Annotated in this window: 18 protein-coding genes; 5 read left to right on the plus strand and 13 right to left on the minus strand. The window is 65.3% G+C overall.

The features are described from left to right. Positions 1-154 precede the first annotated feature (154 nt). On the minus strand, positions 155-718 hold the full coding sequence (locus tag V7R84_RS12430; protein WP_338569511.1) for a TetR/AcrR family transcriptional regulator: 564 nt from the start codon (positions 716-718) through the stop codon (positions 155-157). 65 nt (positions 719-783) lie between these two features. On the opposite strand from V7R84_RS12430, the gene V7R84_RS12435 reads away from it, so the two are divergent. Beyond that, positions 784-1,800: an alpha/beta hydrolase gene (locus V7R84_RS12435; protein ID WP_338569514.1), complete on the plus strand. Its 1,017-nt coding sequence runs from the start codon at positions 784-786 to the stop codon at positions 1,798-1,800. Positions 1,801-1,810: 10 nt separating this feature from the next. On the opposite strand, the gene V7R84_RS12440 is transcribed toward V7R84_RS12435, so the two are convergent. The 3 genes from V7R84_RS12440 to V7R84_RS12450 all read right to left on the minus strand — a co-directional run bounded on the left by V7R84_RS12440 (position 1,811) and on the right by V7R84_RS12450 (position 3,642). Further along, positions 1,811-2,851 carry a glycoside hydrolase family 76 protein gene (locus tag V7R84_RS12440; RefSeq protein ID WP_338569516.1) on the minus strand — a complete coding sequence of 347 codons (1,041 nt, stop codon included), beginning with the start codon at positions 2,849-2,851 and terminating at the stop codon, positions 1,811-1,813. Positions 2,852-3,051: 200 nt separating this feature from the next. After that, positions 3,052-3,393: a hypothetical protein gene (locus V7R84_RS12445; RefSeq protein ID WP_338569518.1), complete on the minus strand. Its 342-nt coding sequence runs from the start codon at positions 3,391-3,393 to the stop codon at positions 3,052-3,054. A gap of 57 nt (positions 3,394-3,450) precedes the next feature. Then, the gene (locus V7R84_RS12450) at positions 3,451-3,642 is read right to left on the minus strand and encodes a hypothetical protein (RefSeq protein WP_338569520.1); all 192 of its coding nucleotides are present in this window, start codon (positions 3,640-3,642) and stop codon (positions 3,451-3,453) included. A gap of 63 nt (positions 3,643-3,705) precedes the next feature. Between V7R84_RS12450 and V7R84_RS12455 the strand changes: the two genes are divergently transcribed. Together V7R84_RS12455 and V7R84_RS12460 are read left to right on the plus strand one after the other, a co-directional pair. Beyond that, positions 3,706-5,406, plus strand: a complete 1,701-nt coding sequence (locus V7R84_RS12455) for an NAD-dependent malic enzyme (protein WP_338569521.1) — start codon at positions 3,706-3,708, stop codon at positions 5,404-5,406. A gap of 187 nt (positions 5,407-5,593) precedes the next feature. Then, entirely contained in the window at positions 5,594-6,283 is a 690-nt protein-coding gene (locus tag V7R84_RS12460; protein WP_338569522.1) for a hypothetical protein, read from the plus strand. Between the two features lie 1,200 nt (positions 6,284-7,483). On the opposite strand, the gene V7R84_RS12465 is transcribed toward V7R84_RS12460, so the two are convergent. Both V7R84_RS12465 and V7R84_RS12470 read right to left on the minus strand, forming a co-directional pair. Beyond that, positions 7,484-7,954, minus strand: a complete 471-nt coding sequence (locus V7R84_RS12465) for a GNAT family N-acetyltransferase (protein WP_338569523.1) — start codon at positions 7,952-7,954, stop codon at positions 7,484-7,486. Between the two features lie 83 nt (positions 7,955-8,037). Further along, positions 8,038-8,445: an SdpI family protein gene (locus V7R84_RS12470; RefSeq protein WP_338569524.1), complete on the minus strand. Its 408-nt coding sequence runs from the start codon at positions 8,443-8,445 to the stop codon at positions 8,038-8,040. A 600-nt stretch (positions 8,446-9,045) separates the two neighbouring features. Here V7R84_RS12470 and V7R84_RS12475 point away from each other — a divergent pair. Further along, the gene (locus V7R84_RS12475) at positions 9,046-10,584 is read left to right on the plus strand and encodes an MFS transporter (RefSeq protein WP_338569527.1); all 1,539 of its coding nucleotides are present in this window, start codon (positions 9,046-9,048) and stop codon (positions 10,582-10,584) included. Here the strand turns inward: V7R84_RS12475 and V7R84_RS12480 are convergent. The 5 genes from V7R84_RS12480 to V7R84_RS12500 all read right to left on the minus strand — a co-directional run bounded on the left by V7R84_RS12480 (position 10,573) and on the right by V7R84_RS12500 (position 14,394). Continuing rightward, complete coding sequence (locus tag V7R84_RS12480; RefSeq protein WP_338569530.1) at positions 10,573-11,145, minus strand: TetR/AcrR family transcriptional regulator; 573 nt, start codon at positions 11,143-11,145, stop codon at positions 10,573-10,575. The two genes, V7R84_RS12475 and V7R84_RS12480, sit on opposite strands and share 12 nt — an antisense overlap. 92 nt (positions 11,146-11,237) lie before the next feature. Further along, positions 11,238-12,731, minus strand: a complete 1,494-nt coding sequence (locus V7R84_RS12485) for a glutamine synthetase family protein (RefSeq protein WP_338569533.1) — start codon at positions 12,729-12,731, stop codon at positions 11,238-11,240. A gap of 164 nt (positions 12,732-12,895) precedes the next feature. Further along, positions 12,896-13,432 (minus strand): GNAT family N-acetyltransferase, encoded by a 537-nt coding sequence (locus V7R84_RS12490; protein ID WP_338569536.1) that lies wholly within the window; start codon positions 13,430-13,432, stop codon positions 12,896-12,898. A gap of 244 nt (positions 13,433-13,676) precedes the next feature. Further along, on the minus strand, positions 13,677-13,808 hold the full coding sequence (locus V7R84_RS12495) for a hypothetical protein (protein WP_338569539.1): 132 nt from the start codon (positions 13,806-13,808) through the stop codon (positions 13,677-13,679). A gap of 4 nt (positions 13,809-13,812) precedes the next feature. Continuing rightward, complete coding sequence (locus V7R84_RS12500) at positions 13,813-14,394, minus strand: tyrosine-protein phosphatase (RefSeq protein ID WP_338569540.1); 582 nt, start codon at positions 14,392-14,394, stop codon at positions 13,813-13,815. A gap of 75 nt (positions 14,395-14,469) precedes the next feature. Between V7R84_RS12500 and V7R84_RS12505 the strand changes: the two genes are divergently transcribed. Beyond that, positions 14,470-14,763, plus strand: a complete 294-nt coding sequence (locus V7R84_RS12505; protein ID WP_338569541.1) for a hypothetical protein — start codon at positions 14,470-14,472, stop codon at positions 14,761-14,763. Between the two features lie 227 nt (positions 14,764-14,990). Here the strand turns inward: V7R84_RS12505 and V7R84_RS12510 are convergent, their stop codons facing one another. Continuing rightward, a complete protein-coding gene (locus V7R84_RS12510; RefSeq protein WP_338569543.1) occupies positions 14,991-15,884 on the minus strand; it encodes a DUF4143 domain-containing protein in 894 nt (297 codons plus the stop codon). 153 nt (positions 15,885-16,037) lie between these two features. Next, a complete protein-coding gene (locus tag V7R84_RS12515) occupies positions 16,038-16,259 on the minus strand; it encodes a hypothetical protein (protein WP_338569546.1) in 222 nt (73 codons plus the stop codon). Between the last annotated feature and the right edge of the window lie 105 nt (positions 16,260-16,364).

A 16,364-nucleotide genomic window follows, 5' to 3' on the forward strand; every position in this document is an offset into this window, starting at 1 on the left:
CTCTCCGGCATCAAACGTAGCATCAGCTGATGCACGCAATGGCTCCCCACCCACGATCGAAGCACACGACGGGGTCGCTTCGTGCGGTGTGAGTAAAAATCCTTCCGCCCACCCCCGAGACACGGGACATTCGCCTGAGCGCCTCCCCGTCGACTCAGTCGGGCAGCGTCTCTGCGATCAGGTCCTCTAGGAGGTCGATGGCCGCCCGGGAGCCCAGTCCCCCGACCAGCACCCGGATGGCCAGCCCCTCGGCCAGGGCCATGAGGCGCAGCGCGACGGTGGGGGCGTCGGCGACTCCACATTCGTCGAGCAGCGCAGCCGCCTCCTGCACACCCCCCGCGTGCCCCTGCTGCACCAGTTCGGCGACGACGGGGTCGTCGACGCTTTTGGCTTCGTAGGCCAGCCAGATCGAGGTTCCGATCGCGAATTCGGGGGTGGTCGGGATCCGCCCCAGGACGAGCCGGCGCAGCCTCTCCGCGGGGGTGGCGTCGTCGGCGGCCTCGAACCGCTGGGGCGCCATTTTCAACAGCTCCCGGCAGCTGTCGCGAACGAGTTCCTCCCGCGAGGCGTGGTAATGCTGGATGCGACCCACGGAGATCCCGGCCTCGGCAGCGACGGAACGCAGGGTCACGCCCTCGATCCCCCGTTCGGCAATGACCGCCCACACCGCCTTCGCTATCTCCCGGCGTCGCACGTCGTGATCCACTAATTTCGGCACGGGACAAGCATAGAACTTTTTGCGATGCACTTGCATTGCAAAGGAAACAGTGCAAATGTATTGCTATGGTCGCAGAAGTTTCCCCTGAACCCACGTCACGTCCTCCTCGTCGGAAACGCCGCCGGTTGCTGATCCTGACCCTGATCGTCTCGCTCGCCGCGAACGCTCTCCTGCTGGCCACGCGCGGCGGCCCGAAGGTCGGGCAGTGGCGCAGCACATCGGCCCGCGAGACCTACCTCGCCGCCTATCGGGAAGTGGCGGCGAGCATGCCCGCGGCGCAGGAGCACGACATCGCGACCTCCTGGGGCACGGTGCACGTCGCGCTGTTCCCGGGGCCTGAAGGATCAACCAAAGCTCCCGTTCTGCTGCTGCCCGGCTGGGGTGCGGGCATCCCGATGTGGCGCGACCTCCTGCCGGTCCTGACCCGCGAACGCCCCGTCTACGCCGTCGACGCGCTGGGGGACGCGGGCCTCAGCAGCCAGACGGTGCCGCTGGGAAACCCCGAGGCGAACGCCGGGTGGATCAGCGAGACCCTCACTGCGCTCGAGGCCCCGCCCGTGCATGTCGTCGGGCATTCCTTCGGCGGCTGGCTGGCCACCAACTTCGCCCTGCACCATCCCGAACAGACGGCCTCGTTGAGCCTGTTCGATCCGGTGCAGACGTTCTCCACCTTGACATGGGAGGTCTACCTGTTGGCCATCCCTGCATCGATCCCGCTGCTACCGCAGTCGTGGCGCGACGCTGCCTTGGCACGGATCAGCGGCAACGAGACCATCGATCACAGCGACCCCCTGACCCGCTTGATCGACGCGGGAACGAAGGGATACTCCTCCGCCCGCGACCTCCCACAGCAGTTCACCAGCACCCAACTCAGTTCCCTGAGCGTCCCGGTGTACGCGGCGATGGCGGGAAACAGCACGGTTCTGGCCGATCCCCCGGGTGCGGTGCGTCGCGCCGAGGAGTTCGTTCCCACGGTGGAGGCGAGTCTTTGGGAGGGGGCCACGCACTCGCTACCCCTGGAGGAACCGGAGAAGGCCGGAGCTGCGGTTCTCGACTTCATGAACCGCCACGAGCACCCGTGAGAGCCAGGACTCAAGCGGTCAGGGCCGCTGCCGCCTCCATGAGCATCCATCCCGAAAGCTGCACCGACAGGTCGCGTTCCGTGGTCCACTGACGCCGTGCGGGTTTCTGCGCGGGTTGGTTCCACTCGGGCCCGAAGCTCGGCAACCCGTCCGCGTCCTTGGCCGCGTTGCGCCAGGCAGCGTCCGCGGAGGAACGCACCATGTGGGCGGCGAGCTGACGGGTGTCGTCGCCTCCCTCGAACCGGTTGGCCACGAGCGTCAGGTAGCGGGCCAGGATCCCAGCGAACAGACCGCCATCGCCCCCGCCCTGACCGGTGAGCACCCCGTCGGAGTCGCTGAGATGCCGCCACGTGGCGGAGACCAGGTCTGCGATCCGACGTGGGGAGTCCGGCCCCATCACCTCCAGCTCAGCACCCAGCACGATTCCCTGGCAGTAGGTGTAGACGGTGGCGTCGAGACGCGCTCCTTCCTGGGAGGTCACCACCCCGTCGGCCACTAGCCCGCTGCCGAGCATCAAATTTTCGGCGATCCAATCGGTGATCCGCATCGCTTCGTCGCGATATCCGGCGCGGGCCAGCATGATGGCGACCGGCCCGTTGGCGGGGGCGTTGAGGAAGTCGTCGCCGATCCGCCAGGGCACCACACCCTCGGGTCGGATCGCACCGCGGCAGGCCCGGATGATGGAGTCGACGCTGACCGAGGTCCCGAGGACGTCGTTGCCGCGCTGAAGGGCGAGCCCCCACCAGGCCATGTCGTCGTAGTAGCTGTTCGTGCGTTTGAAGCCGTTGCGGATCACACTGGCGCGCACCATTTTCCGCGCCAACCGGGCCCGGTTCTCTTCGGGGTGACGGATCTGGGCGTCGATGATGCAGTCGAACAGGTGCGCCTGCCACCAGTATTGCCATGCCAGGAACAACCGGTGGGACAGCCTCACGGGATGGGATACCATCCCGAGTCGGGTCCCGGGAAGCGCCCAGAGACGTCGGATACTGCGGGCACATACGATACGTTCCGCCAGCGCGGCACGCTCAGCGGGACTGGAGATCTGCATTTCATCCTCCTGTTCCCCACGGGGATGGTCATGGCCCAGTTAACCAGCGAGCCCCGTCACACGATGCCGGTTCGGAAGAAAATCATCGCACCCGAAGCGTCCACACCGATCAGATCGGTTACACAATCAAAAAATGCCGTGGCGACCGACCGTCCACAACGGGCAGCCGCCACGGCAGCTTCTATGTCTCGACGGCGTGCTCAGTCATCGAAGTCGTGACCGGCAGCGTCCGCCTCCTCGATGAGAGTGGCCAATGTGTCGTCCTCCACCAGGTACGGGGCGAGGGCGGTCAGGAAGGCATCGAGCTCCGCTGGAGTGCCCTGGGCCGAGAACATGCTGCTCTCGGGGTCCATGCTGACCTCGGGAGCCAGGCCTTGGGAGACGAGCCAGTTCGCCACGCCTTCCCAGAAGTAGCCATTGGGTTCGTGATCGTGGGCCTCGACGACCTTCCACGTGGGTGGTGCGTCGCATTCGAAGAAAACGGAACGGCTGCCGTCGTCGAGATCGATGGACTTCACGAAATCCGGGATTGCCTCAGACACTGCTCACTCCTTGTCGCGTTGATGATGGGACTGTTGTCCGTCGCACAGTGTGGCAGGTCACCGCCCGGCGGGCTCATGCTGGTTGATGTGCACGGTCTCACCCGTTCCGCCCATGCCGTTTACTGGCAGCCTCCGCCCGGTAGATTGGTGTCCGGGAAATCCTGAGTGATCGTGTCGCAGCCACGACTTCCGGAAACGGACGCCGGGAGCCTGTCCTGTCTGGTGCAGGACCGTCTGCAGCGAGAACATGTCGTTCAGCGTTTCCCGGGTTCGTGGCCATTTGGAACCACACGAGGCGAGAGGCGCGTTGACATGCAGCAGTCGGGATTCACACTGGACACCGGTTCTCGGAAAACCGTTCTGGAGATCAGCGCCCGCGGTCGATTGGTGCTCACCAACCCGGTGTCGAACCGTGGCACCGCGTTCACCGACGCCGAGCGGGAACAGCTCAACCTGGCGGGGCTGCTGACCAACCGGGTCTCGAGCATCGAGGAGCAACTGCAACGCACCTACGGCCAGTTCAGCCGCTGCCCTTCTCCGCTGTCGAAGTTCATCTACCTGTCGCAGCTGCGGGACCGCAATGAGGTGCTGTACTACCGTCTGGTCAGCGAGCACCTGGAGGAGATGCTCCCCATCGTCTACACCCCCACCATCGGGGAGGCCATCGAGAGGTTCAGCCACGAGTACGTCGGCACCCGGGGCGTGTTTTTGTCCATCGACCATCCCGAACGCATCGAGGAGTCGCTGCTCAACTTCGAACTGCCTCCCGAGAACGTCGATCTGGTGGTGGTCACCGACTCCGAGGGGATCCTCGGCATCGGTGATCAGGGGATCGGCGGCATTCAGATCGCCATCGGGAAGCTGGGGCTGTACACGGCAGCCGCGGGCATTCATCCGCAACGCGCCATTCCGGTGGTCTTGGACGTCGGCACCGACAACTTGGGGCTGCTGCACAGCGACCGCTATCTGGGGGAGCGTCACGCCCGGGTCCGTGGTGACCAGTACGACGAGTTCATCGACCGCTTCGTCCGGGTGGTCACCGAGGTGTTCCCCAACGCGATGATCCACTGGGAGGATTTCGGTGTCGCCAACGCCCACCGCATCCTGCAGCGCTACGCCACGGAGGTCTGCACCTTCAACGACGACATCCAGGGCACCGCCGCCGTCGTCCTGGCCGCTGTGATCGCTGCTGTGCGACGCACCGGGATCCCGCTGCGCAAGCACCGGTTCGTGATCTACGGGGCCGGGACTGCGGGCATCGGGATCGCCGACATGATCCAGGGCGCGCTCAGCGCGGCGGGCCGTGAGCCGGGTCAGTTCTACGCCTTCAACCACAACGGGTTGATCATCGAGGACAGCTCCGGGACGCGGGAGTTTCAGAAGCCCTACGCGCGGCCCCGCTCCGAGATCGATGGCTGGGACGTCGCGGATCCGCATCGGGTGAACCTCCTGGAGACCGTCCGGAATGCCCAGCCCACCATTCTCATCGGCGCCTCCGCGCGCGCCGGGGCGTTCTCGGAGGAGGTGGTGCGGGAGATGCACTCGTACTGCGAACGTCCAGTGATCATGCCGCTGTCCAATCCCACCGACCGTTGCGAGGCCCGCCCCTCGGATCTGCTCGACTGGACCGACGGCAAGGCCCTGATCGCGACGGGCAGCCCGTTCGAGCCGGTGCGGCGCGGTTCCGTGCATCACACGATCGCGCAGGCCAACAACGCCCTCATCTTCCCGGGCCTGGGGCTGGGGGTGTCGGTGGTGCGAGCCAGGCTGGTCAGCGAGGAGATGATTTACGCGGCGGCTCAGGCGTTGGCCGGGCTCGTCAACGAGCACCAGCCGGGCGCATCACTGCTGCCGACCATGCGCGACCTCCGGATGGTGGCGGCGACGGTGGCGAAGGCGGTCGCGGAGACCGCCGAGTCGCAGGGGCTGACCAGGCGTCCGTTGACCAACCCGATCCAGGACATCTACGAGCGCATGTGGAAACCGGAGTACCCGGAGTTGCGCATCGTGTGATCCGGCGCATTCACGGGATTCCTGCCAGTCGGTTCAACTCCGAGCGTCAAGACCGCGGTTCCCCTGCGCACCGCACCGACTTTTCCAGTATTCAGTCATCCTGTTCAAACCCGCATTCACGAATCAATTCGGGAGTATTCTGCGCTCACACCACCAGGTGGGCCATCACGAATCACAGGAGAACACGGTGTCTCGGATTTTATTCATTTCCCGACGGACTGCCGCGCTGGTCGCGACACTGATATCGACTTTTCTCCCACTGACCGGTTGCACGATCTACACCACCGCTCCCCCGCCCGCGACGACGACCACCGCCGAGGGACGCAGAACGATCACCAGCACGGAAGGAATCGGGGACTCCGACGCCCACAATCCCGAAGCCCGCGACACTCGGACCCAGAAACCAGCTACCCCCACGGCCAAGGAGACGAAACCGAACAACCCAGGAATCTATCCCGGCGCCGGCGGTCCCCGACCAGCCCACGCCACTCTTATCACAGCGGTCTACCCGGTGGAAGGTGTCGCATCCGTCCCCATCATGGCTGTCATCAAAACCCCTTCGGGAAACATCGGCTGCGAGATCACTCCGGATTACGCTGGTTGCGGAATCCAGAGCTACAAATCAGACGAACCATATGGCAGCGTAAATGGCATACCACGGTGGTGGGTGCCCATCGATGGGTCCGTCGATAAAGTGGAGGCGGTACGCCACCATCTGTTCTCGAATCCCGACCGCGAACCCCAGGTTGTCCCCTATGGCACCGTCGTCTACTACGAGAGCTATGTGTGCGCCTCCGAGGAGAACGGGCTGACCTGCTGGAACAGCGATACCGGCCACGGCGCCTTCATGAATCGCGACGGAGTCACCACTTTCTGACCAATACCACGACATCCCCTTGGGGAGCGTCGGCACCCACTCGCAGAAGCTCGCGTCTCATGCACACAGATGAAGCTTCTGGACGCCCCCACCCCACCGGCGAGCACCGTTATGCTTGGGGTACCGCGTAGATTGCCCGACGAGGGACCCGTGGTGGTGTGAGCCGCTGCGAGACCTGTGGTCGTGTCGCATCCCCTAGGGAGCGCTCGCAGGGGTTTGACTAGGTGTTTTACCCCGTGACAACTCAACAGAGTGATGGTGCCGGGGTCTGTGGGGCGCAGCGCTCGCAGACGTTGATAAAGTCCCTTGTCAGGACCGCCTTCCGAGGCGAGCCATTGTTCCGGTCTCTAAGACCGGACTTCATTGAGACCCAACTGTTCGGGACGCACCGAGAGCCTCCGCGCCAGATTGTTCCGGTCTCTAAGACCGGACTCCATTGAGACTGCCGGCGGCGTGGAGGATCCGTTCCAGTCGTACCGCAAATTGTTCCGGTCTCTAAGACCGGACTTCATTGAGACCTCGGGGCGGCATATTTCATCTGCTACCTGCCGAATTGTTCCGGTCTCCAAGACCGGACTTCATTGAGACTTGACGACTTCGGCCATTCCGCGGCCAACTTCGGCGAATTGTTCCGGTCTCTAGGACCGGACTCCTTTGCGACTCGACCAGCCCCTCCGGGCTCAGAATCCGGGGCTCTATTGCTCCGGTTTTCAGCGTGGTGTATGTATTGCTGCTGAGCTGCTCAGACGGCGAGGTGGTGAGATATCTCTGAGGTCGATAGCGCTTCGGGCTTCCTGCGCGGCTATCGGTTTCTTGTCGGTTCCGGGATGGGGCTGCGGTGCTCTTTGTTCCCTGCGACACCACTCGAGCCCATCATTGGGTTTAGCGGGTTTGCGTCCTGCCCATGTTCGTGATGCAGCCTCGCCCCTTCATGGCCGATGCCGGCACGGGTTCTTGTGCCACACCGCCGTCACGATTCGCGGGGCCTCGGCCATGCCCGCGCATCGCGTCCAGACGCCTAATTCTTCGCCTCCATCCCGCCCCGCAGGTGATGTCCTGCGGGGCGGTGCTGTGTCACGGGAACCACGCACGCATCCGTACTGAATCCACCCGACGATTGGGGACACCGACAATCGCCTGCGGACCCTTCGCGAACTATGACGACGCATCCCCACCCCGGCTCACACCCGAGGATGCGGTTCACCCGCCAAGCGGTTTGACCATGATCAGGCAGGGGGTGTCCTCACCCCACAGGTCGGTTTCCTCCAGGGCCAGAAATCCCATTTTTTCGTAGAACCGACGGGTGCGGGCATAGCCAGGATCCGGATGCGACGGGCCGAGGGTTTTGACCTCCAGCAACCGGACACCCCCTTCCCGGGCATCGCGCTCGATGGCCTCGAGCATCGCGCTCCCGACCCCGCGACCGTGATGAGCACGTTCAACCACCATCAGGTGCACCTCCGCGACGTGCGGGAAATGCCGAGTCACGAGGGTCACCCCGACGACCACTCCCCTGGCGTCACGGACCGTCCAGGTTTCCAACTCTCGGGCATCCACGACATATGCGGCATTCGCGTCCTCGCGACCGAACCATTCCGGGACACCGGCCAGCAACCGGGCAACGTCGCCGGGAACGGGAACATCACGCCGCGCACACAACTGATCGGTCACGCACCGCCCCTGAGACGGCGGAGCACCAGCCCGGGGAGCGGGCGACTACGCGCCGTTCAATTCGTCGGATCACGCGTGACACCTCATTCCGTCGGCTCATCCGCCTGATCGCGAAGATATTCCGTCGCCGCCTGGTCGCCGAGGTAGGCACCATACGCGACGGTACCGACAACGGCCATGACAATCGTGTAGAAGCCCGTTGAAGCGGTTTGGTAAGAAAAATACGGAATCAACACCCACAGGGAGGAGAAGCAGGCTATGAACCCTGATATATGGACATACTTGGCAGCCCGGACGTGCGCCACATGCCACGCCTCTCGGCTGGCCATGGTACTGATCGTCCGAATGCCAATCTTCTCCCCGCGTTTGAAGTTTCTACCGCGGATATAACGTGCCAGATAGAACATGAACCATCCCGCGAAGATCATGACCCCCGCCAGGACAACCCGACTCAGCCACTCCGCAATTGCCAGCTCCTCTTCTGGGGTCACCACACCTCCTCTCACGCCGCCAGTTGGCGGTCTAGAACATCGGCCCACAGGGACGCCACCCCGGGACCATGCCCGTCAGAAGCCCCAACGAACACTAGTTGATTGTTAAATTAAGTCGCGTTGCGCGTCGAAAAACGTGCATTCACCAAGGTACATACCCGCCACGAAGACTCGTCTATACACCAAGGATCACGCCGCGTAGAACTTTCGTTTGTTAACGAAAGTTCAGCCCCAGAGTCCCTATGTTAGTTTTTCAACTTCAGGAGGAGACCAAAAAATGATTCAGCCCCCTCCCAGGGATAGACTATCGGGCATCAGGTTCTCGCCACGAGGATAACGAGAAGGAAATTTTCGGAACCGGGCATCAGAATTGCTGTGCCACGCCACCCGAGGCCTTCCCCACACTCCGACCGAGCACCTGAGGGTCGACCACAACGACCCCGGGCGGATCCGTTCGGCTCAAACCGGATCCACCCGATTCCCACACGGCGATGCCCCGGCGGTTGGTCGACCTCCGGGGCATCGTGGCCCACACTCCGATCACCCGATCGACACATCGCCGCTTTGTTACCGACCATTTGGTCGGTAATCTGTGTCGGCATGACCACTTCCCGGAGCCCCCACGTCGCGACCGGTCGTTCCTGGGCGGCCCTTGGCATCCTCACCCTGGCCGTCATGCTGCTGGCGATCGACGGCACCGTGCTGACCCTGGCCGTTCCCGCCCTGACCGCCGACCTGACGCCAAGCGCGTCACAGATCCTGTGGATCGGCGACATCTACTCATTCACCCTGTCGGGCCTGCTCGTGGTGATGGGCAACCTCGCCGACCGCATCGGTCGCAAACGCCTCCTGATGATCGGGTCGGTCGGCTTCGGACTGTCCTCGCTGCTGGCGGCGTTCGCCACCTCCCCCGAGCTGCTGATCGCTGCCCGGGCCCTGCTGGGAATCAGCGGCGCGACGATCATGCCGTCAACGCTGGCCCTCATCCGTTCGGTGTTTCCCGACCGGCAGCAACGGACGCGGGCCATCGCCATCTGGTCGGCGGGCGCGACGGCTGGCGCCGCCATCGGGCCGATCGTCGGTGGGGCGCTCCTGGAACACTTCTGGTGGGGCAGCGTCTTCCTCATCAACGTCCCCGTCATGGTCGCGGTGGTCGCGGGCGGCTTGTGGTTGCTGCCGGAGTCGCGCAACCCCGGGAAGGGACGGATCGACCTGCTGTCGGCGGCGCTGTCGATGGTGGCCATCATCTCGCTGGTGCAGGCCGTCAAGGAGATCTTCTCCGCCGGTTTCACCGTCACCGCGGCCCTTGCCCTCGCCCTCGGGACGGCGACGGGCTGGTGGTTCCTGCGCCGACAGCGCACCCTCACCACCCCGCTAATCGACATCTCCCTGTTCCGTAACCGTTCCTTCACCGCAGCCGTGACCGCCGACACCGTGACCGTCTTTGCCTTCGTCGGGCTGCTGTTCTTCTTCTCCCAGTACCTTCAGCTCGTGCGCGGACTCAGCCCGCTCCAGACCGGGCTGCTGGAACTCTCGGGAACGATGGCCGCGATCGTGGTGGTCGCGTTCACGGGGATCGCTGTCCGCACACTCGGGACCGGCGGTGCGATCAGCGCCGGACTGGGGTTGGGCAGCGTCGGCCTGGTGATCCTGGCGTTCGCCGAATCCGCGACGGGGCTGGCAGGGATCGTCGTCGCCTTCGCGCTGGTGGGTTTCGGTATCGGATTGTCGACGACCCTCAACACCGACGCCATCGTCGGGGCGGTGCCCACAGAACGCGCCGGGGCGGCGTCGTCGATAGCCGAAACCGCCTATGAACTCGGCACGGCCCTGGGGATCGCGCTCCTCGGTTCCATCCACACCGCCCTATACCGCGCGGCCCTGCCGTCAGGCACCGATCCCGTCATCCGCGAGTCGCTGGCCTCCGCGGTCTCCCTGCTGGATCCCGCCGATCCCGCCCTGCCCGGAGCGCGGCACGCCTTCACCACGGCCATGCAGTGGACCTCGGTGATGGCCGCGGTCCTGGCGGCGGCAACCGCCGTCCTCGCCTGGATCACCATCCCCCGCGCCGCCCCGACGGGCGAGAAAAACGCCCCCGCAGAGACACCCCGGGCCGACATGGAACACTCACTCCGGTAGCTCGCCGCCCTCGGTCAGCGACAGCAGCAGTTCCCTGCCCTCGGCAAGACTGGCCTGCGTCTCCTCGCCGAAGCAGGCGGCCATCGCGAGCCCCTCGGCGGCGCGGCGCACCACCACAACCCGCTGCGGGGACAGGCCGTCAGCCGCCAGATTCTCAGCCCACCATGCGGAATCTCGTTCCGCCACCTCGATGGCCTCCGGAAAGTCGAGCACTCCCGCCCGCACCGGGGTCGGGGAGAAATACCGCAGCACGTCCTGCGATCCCGTGCAGAGCGCCCTGATGTAGGCGCGCATCAACCTGCCAGGACGCTCATCCGAGGCATCGACCTGCTGCATCACGGCCTGACGGAAGGTGGTCACCACATCCTCCAGCAGGGCGACGATGAGCTGTTCCCGATTCGCGAAGTGATGCAGCAGACCGCTCTTGGACACCCCTGCCACCTCGGCGATCCGGGCCAGCGACGCGCCCGTTCCCCGCTCGGCGAGCACCTCGGCGGCGGCCTTGAGCACCGCAGCGCGGGTGCGTTCGGCGTTGCGGATGTGGTGGCCGTCCCGAGTCATGGGCTCACCCTACTGGAAGCCCTGGAAAACGCGGGCCGGGACGATATGCACGCCATCCCGACCCGCGAGGAGATCTCCCGGCGGAGAGGTCGTCAGCCGATGTGGAAGTACTGCGCCACCAGGTCCTCCACCAAGACCCGGTCGGCGGCGATGTCCTCGCGCAGGTTCTCGTCCCCGAGCGCGAACAGCTGCTCGGCCCAGGCGTCGATCAGGCCGGGCGGAAAGACGCCCAGGGCCTCGTAGTCGGCCCGCTGGTCCAGCAAACAACGGGCGGCCTGGGCGCAAGAGGAAGGCAGCTGATCGAGACCCTCGCGTGTGGACGCATCGCCGCTGACGTAGCGGGCCATCGCGTAGTCCAGCATCGACGGGTCACTCAGCCCGATCCTGGCGGCCACGGTGAGGCCAGCCAACAACAGATGGATGTTGGCTGCGCCATCGGGGGACCTGAGCTCGACGGTCTGGGAGTCGTTGGGAAGCTGCCCGACGGGGCCCTCCTGCGGGTTGGCGTCGCGGAACATGCGGTCGTCGAGGTTCTGCCAGCCGAGCGGCACCCGCACCAGCACGGAACGGTTGCGGTCCCCCCAGCAGATGGCGGTGGGGGCCTCCTGGTGCGGGACGAGTCGCAGGAAGGACGTGGGGACCGGGTTGCCGAAGGCCGTGAGGGAAGCGGCGTGCGAAAGATACCCACCGACGACGCGGCGCGCCACGTCGGTGAGCCCGGCACCCTCCGAGAACTGGTTGACACCGTCCTTCATCAACCGGGTGTGGAAGTGCATCCCCGACCCGGCCTGCCCGACAGCGATCTTCGGCGAGAACGACACCTCGATGCCGTAGGAATGCGCCACCTCTCGCACCACCCATTTCGCCAGGGCCATCTCGTCGGCGGCACGGCTGACGTCGGTGGGCAGGAACTCGATCTCCTGCTGCACCATCTGCAGGTCGTCGGCGATGAAATTCCCGACCTCGGCGTGGGCGTACTTGACGGAGCAGCCCATCCGCGTCAGATGGGCCAGGGATTCGACGCGCACCGCCTCCCACTTCGAGAACGGCCCGGCCTCGTGGTATCCGCGCTGGGGTTCGACGGGGAACAGGTCCTCGGCGGGCGAGAACAGGTAATATTCCAACTCACCGAGGGCCTCCAGTCGGCAGCCGGTCTCGTCCTCGAGGGCCTGTTGAGCCTTGCGGAGGATCTGCTGCGGGGAGCTGGTGAGGGGATTGCCCTCCACGTCGTAGAAGCCGCACATGATGTCGAGGGTGGGCAGCTCCGAGAAGGGGTTCAGGAACGCGGTGCGCAGCTGCGGCACCACGTAGAGGTCGGAGCTGTCGGCGTCGACGAAGTCGAACAGCGATGACCCGTCGACCCTCTCCCCCATCGTCAGGATCCTGTCCAGGTGCTCGGCCGACTGGATCGCGAAGTTCAGCACCTTCAGCCGCCCGTCACCGCCGAGGTATCGCAGGTTGAGCATGGGAATGCCCTGCTCGGCGACGAACCGAATGATGTCGGCGCGGGTGAACTCGTGCGGCTGTTTTCCGAGCACACGAACCAGCGGATTGGGGTTCAGGGCAAGGGTGTCGATCTCCGTCATGGGGGTTCTCCTCTTCGAGCTGTCCCAAAAGTCTCAGCTGTTTCGGACATGCTACGGCACGGCCAACCCGGAATCCGTTCACCGGAGCGTGCCCGGTTGCGCAGCACTCGACGCCCGAAACCACCCCACGGGCGGCACAAACCGAGTTGAGTGCTGCGCAACCGTCATCCGCGACGGGTACCCCACTGTCTGGTCGCCACTCGGTAGTGTCGGAGCCCTTCCGCAATTTTCTCCAGCTCACCTCCGGCCGTTTCGATGACCCGGCGGGATCCCTCGTTGTCCTCGGCGCAGAGGATCAGGGCCTCCCCCACACCAATTCCGTTCAGCACCCCGAGGCCCACGCGGAGCAGGACGGTCGCGATGCCGCGGAGGCGCGCTGAGGGCCTGACAGCGTATCCAACGTGACCGCCGAAACGTACCAGGTGGTCGTTCAGTTCGTGACGGACGGACACCCGCCCCAGCCATCGGTCGCCATCGACGGCCCACAGCATCGTCGCTGGGACGAAACCCTCCGGCGGATCGGTTGCATCCAGGCGTCGACGAGCACACATCGCGGCAAACCCAGCGGCGGAGTCGCACTGCTGCCGGGTGAAACCGAATGCTCCGGTGCATTCGGCGCCCCGCTCGTCCTCCGCGTCGAACTCGTCCCACCCTTCCAGGAACGAAACCCTGAACCTTTCGTCTGGTTCGATGATCCGCATGCCGGGACTCTACCGAGATGTCCTGCGCCCCATACCCGAAAGGGCCTCGACACGACCCCCTCTTCACCGCGCCCCGGCACAACCGACATCGCCCTCTCCAAGCTGGTTGAGCCGACCTGCGAGCCCCGCGAGCCAGTCGAGTCGAAACCACAACGAGGATGCCCGGCAACCGATGGCCGGGGCTACCAACCGGAGAACTGCTCCCTGGTTGAAACCCGGTGCAAAGAGCACTGGACAAGGCGGTTCACGCATCCAGGAGGAGCGCCCGGAGTCGGTTCCGGGTGGTCTCGGGAAGCCCGATCACCTCCAGATGGGCCGGGATTCCCGACGCGAACCGCTCGACCAGGGGCCACGTCCTGTGAAGCCACGCCTTCACCTGCTCATCCCTCCACGCGGTCTGCCGGTCGTGGGTCGGGGCGTGACTGGCGACCCCCACCATGGCCCGCACGGACTGCGCGTAGTCGTCGGCGACGACACCGGGCGCGACCCCCCGCGTTGGCGAGCAGGATGGCGGTCACCATGCCGGTGCGGTCACGCCCTGCGCTGCAGTGCACGAGGATCCCGGGTTCGGCTGCCGCCAGCGTCGTCAGGGCGGCGGCCACCAGGCCAGGGAGGATTCGCAGGTTGTGGGGCCAGTATTCGGGGGAATCAAGGATCGGGAAACAGGTTTCCCGGAACTCCGCGTTGTCGTGGTCCTCGGTGGGTGCGGAGAGGATCGTCACGTCCCGCAGGGCGTCCTCACCCACCCGGGGATCACCGTCGCGCCTGCCCCGCTCCTCGGCGCAGCGCAGATCCACCACGGTCCGCAGCCCCCAGCCGCGGGCGGCCCGCCAGCCCTGCTCCGGAATCAGCTCGCGGCGAGGTCCCCGCGCCACCCTTCCGTGTCGCGTGACGCCCCAGCGACCGGCCAGCCCGCCGAGGTCACGAATGTTGGGCACCCCGCCCCAGTCGAGTTCCCGCACCCGAGGGAGTCTACGTCCGGTGGACGGCACGATTCCGAACCGCAGATTGATTGACGGAGCAGGAAGGAGAACGCAATGACCTTGGTCGAGATCTCGTGTCCCATCTGCGGTGCCACCACGAAAACCCTGCCGCGCTACCCGCGCAGGGTGTGTGGCACCTGCGCGGCGAAGGCCTCCGACGAGTCGGGGCGAGCCCTGGAGTTCTTCAACACGTCCATCGGGGGTGGTTTCATCGCCTACTACGCGGACTCGCACCAGACCGAGACCCATCCCGGTCACCTCTGCTTCATCGACGGCATCCGCTGCTACGCCGACGAGGCGCGTTTCGGCGGAATCGTCATACAGACGCTCACCGACCAGCCCGAGTAGTGACTCACGGTCCCCATTCACCCCTACATCCGAGGCCCTTTACGCGACCACCCATTCCATTCGCCTGCCTCGACTTCCGCTGGCCTTGCTCCTTGTTTGCTGGCCTTGCTGTCTATGTGCTGGGCTTGTTCACGTTTGCTGGCCTCACAGCACAGGCAAACGTGAACAAGCCCAGCACACCGCGAATAGGGCCAGCAAACCGGCGCCGCTTGTGTAGACCGAAAACCTCAGGCACCCAGAAGGACCAAAGGAACCACAGCCACCCCGTCGGGGCGCCTGTAGGCGTGTTCACCGGTGTTGAGCAGCACCAGGTCAGCCACCTGGTCTCCCAGTTTTTCCCTCAGCCACAGGAGATGCCGCGCGTCTCTGTCCGAGGCGGCACGGTTCAGCTTGATCTCGAAAGCCACGATCCGCCCGTCCTCGCCCTCAACGATCAGGTCCACCTCCTGCTCGCCGCGTTTGGTGCGCAGGTGGAACACGTCGCCCCCCGACACCTGAGCGGCGCCTCGAACGGTGAGCATCGCCAGATTCTCGAAGAGTCCCCCGACCAACGATCCGCGCGACCCGAGCCACCGTCCCTGCCCCTTGGCCAGTATTTCCGGGGTTGCGCGGAGGAGAACGGCGGCGAGCGCGGGATCGGCCAGGTGATGTTTGGGTGCCTGCACCAGGTTGCGGAGCGAGGTTCCGAGGGGACGCCACGCGGGCACGGGGTCCAGGAGCCACAGGGAGGTCAGCCAGTCACGGTAGCGGCTGACGGTTGCTTTGGTGGGTGGATCGGCATCACCCGGGGTGGCCGCGGTCCTGATGGTCTCCCAGGTTGCCGTCGTACCCACGGCCGAGGCATAGGCGCTCAACCACCCCATCAGAGAGGCAGGGCGACGAATCGAGACGCCGCGTTCGTCGGGGAGCTCGCGTTCGAAGATCCGGGTCGTGTAACTGCGCAGCTGCGCCGTCCGCACGCGAGGAGGAAGCCCGCGCAGCCCCGGGAAACCCGACGCGAGAATCTCCTCCAGGTAGTCACTCACTCCCATCGGGCTCGTTCCCGACACCTCTGCTCCCCCTCGGAGCAGGGCGGCCATGCTGACCGACGGTTCGACCAGATCACGTTCACAAAGCGCCATGGGCCGTATTCGCAGGGAAAGGATACGCCCGGCTCCACTGTGGATCGGGGCGTCCAGACATGGCGATGCGCTACCGGCCAGCAGGAAGCTCCCGGGGTCGGCAGCGTCGTCCACGGCTCTGCGCACCGCATCCCAGACCGCGGGGACCCGCTGCTATTCGTCGATGAGCAGCGGCTTGGGAAGCCGGGTCACCAGTTCCGGATCCGCCCTGGCCATTCGCCAGTGCTGCTCAAGATCCAGGCGCAGCTCGTCGACGGCCCGACGGGAGGCGGTTGATGTCTTCCCCACCCCCTTGGGCCCGTCCAACGTGACCGCGGCGACGTGCGGCATGAAGGCGTCCAGCTCCTGATCAACCAGCCTCGCAAGGTAACCCACGCAGTCAACTATACCTCTGGGCGGAAAACTACTATCCTTTTGGGCGACTCCTCGCCATCCCTCTGGGCGCCGCGGTGATGTCAGCCAACCAACCGTTCGGGAAGG

The sequence above is a fragment of the Arachnia propionica genome, assembly GCF_037055325.1.
Classification (GTDB): Bacteria; Actinomycetota; Actinomycetes; order Propionibacteriales; family Propionibacteriaceae; genus Arachnia.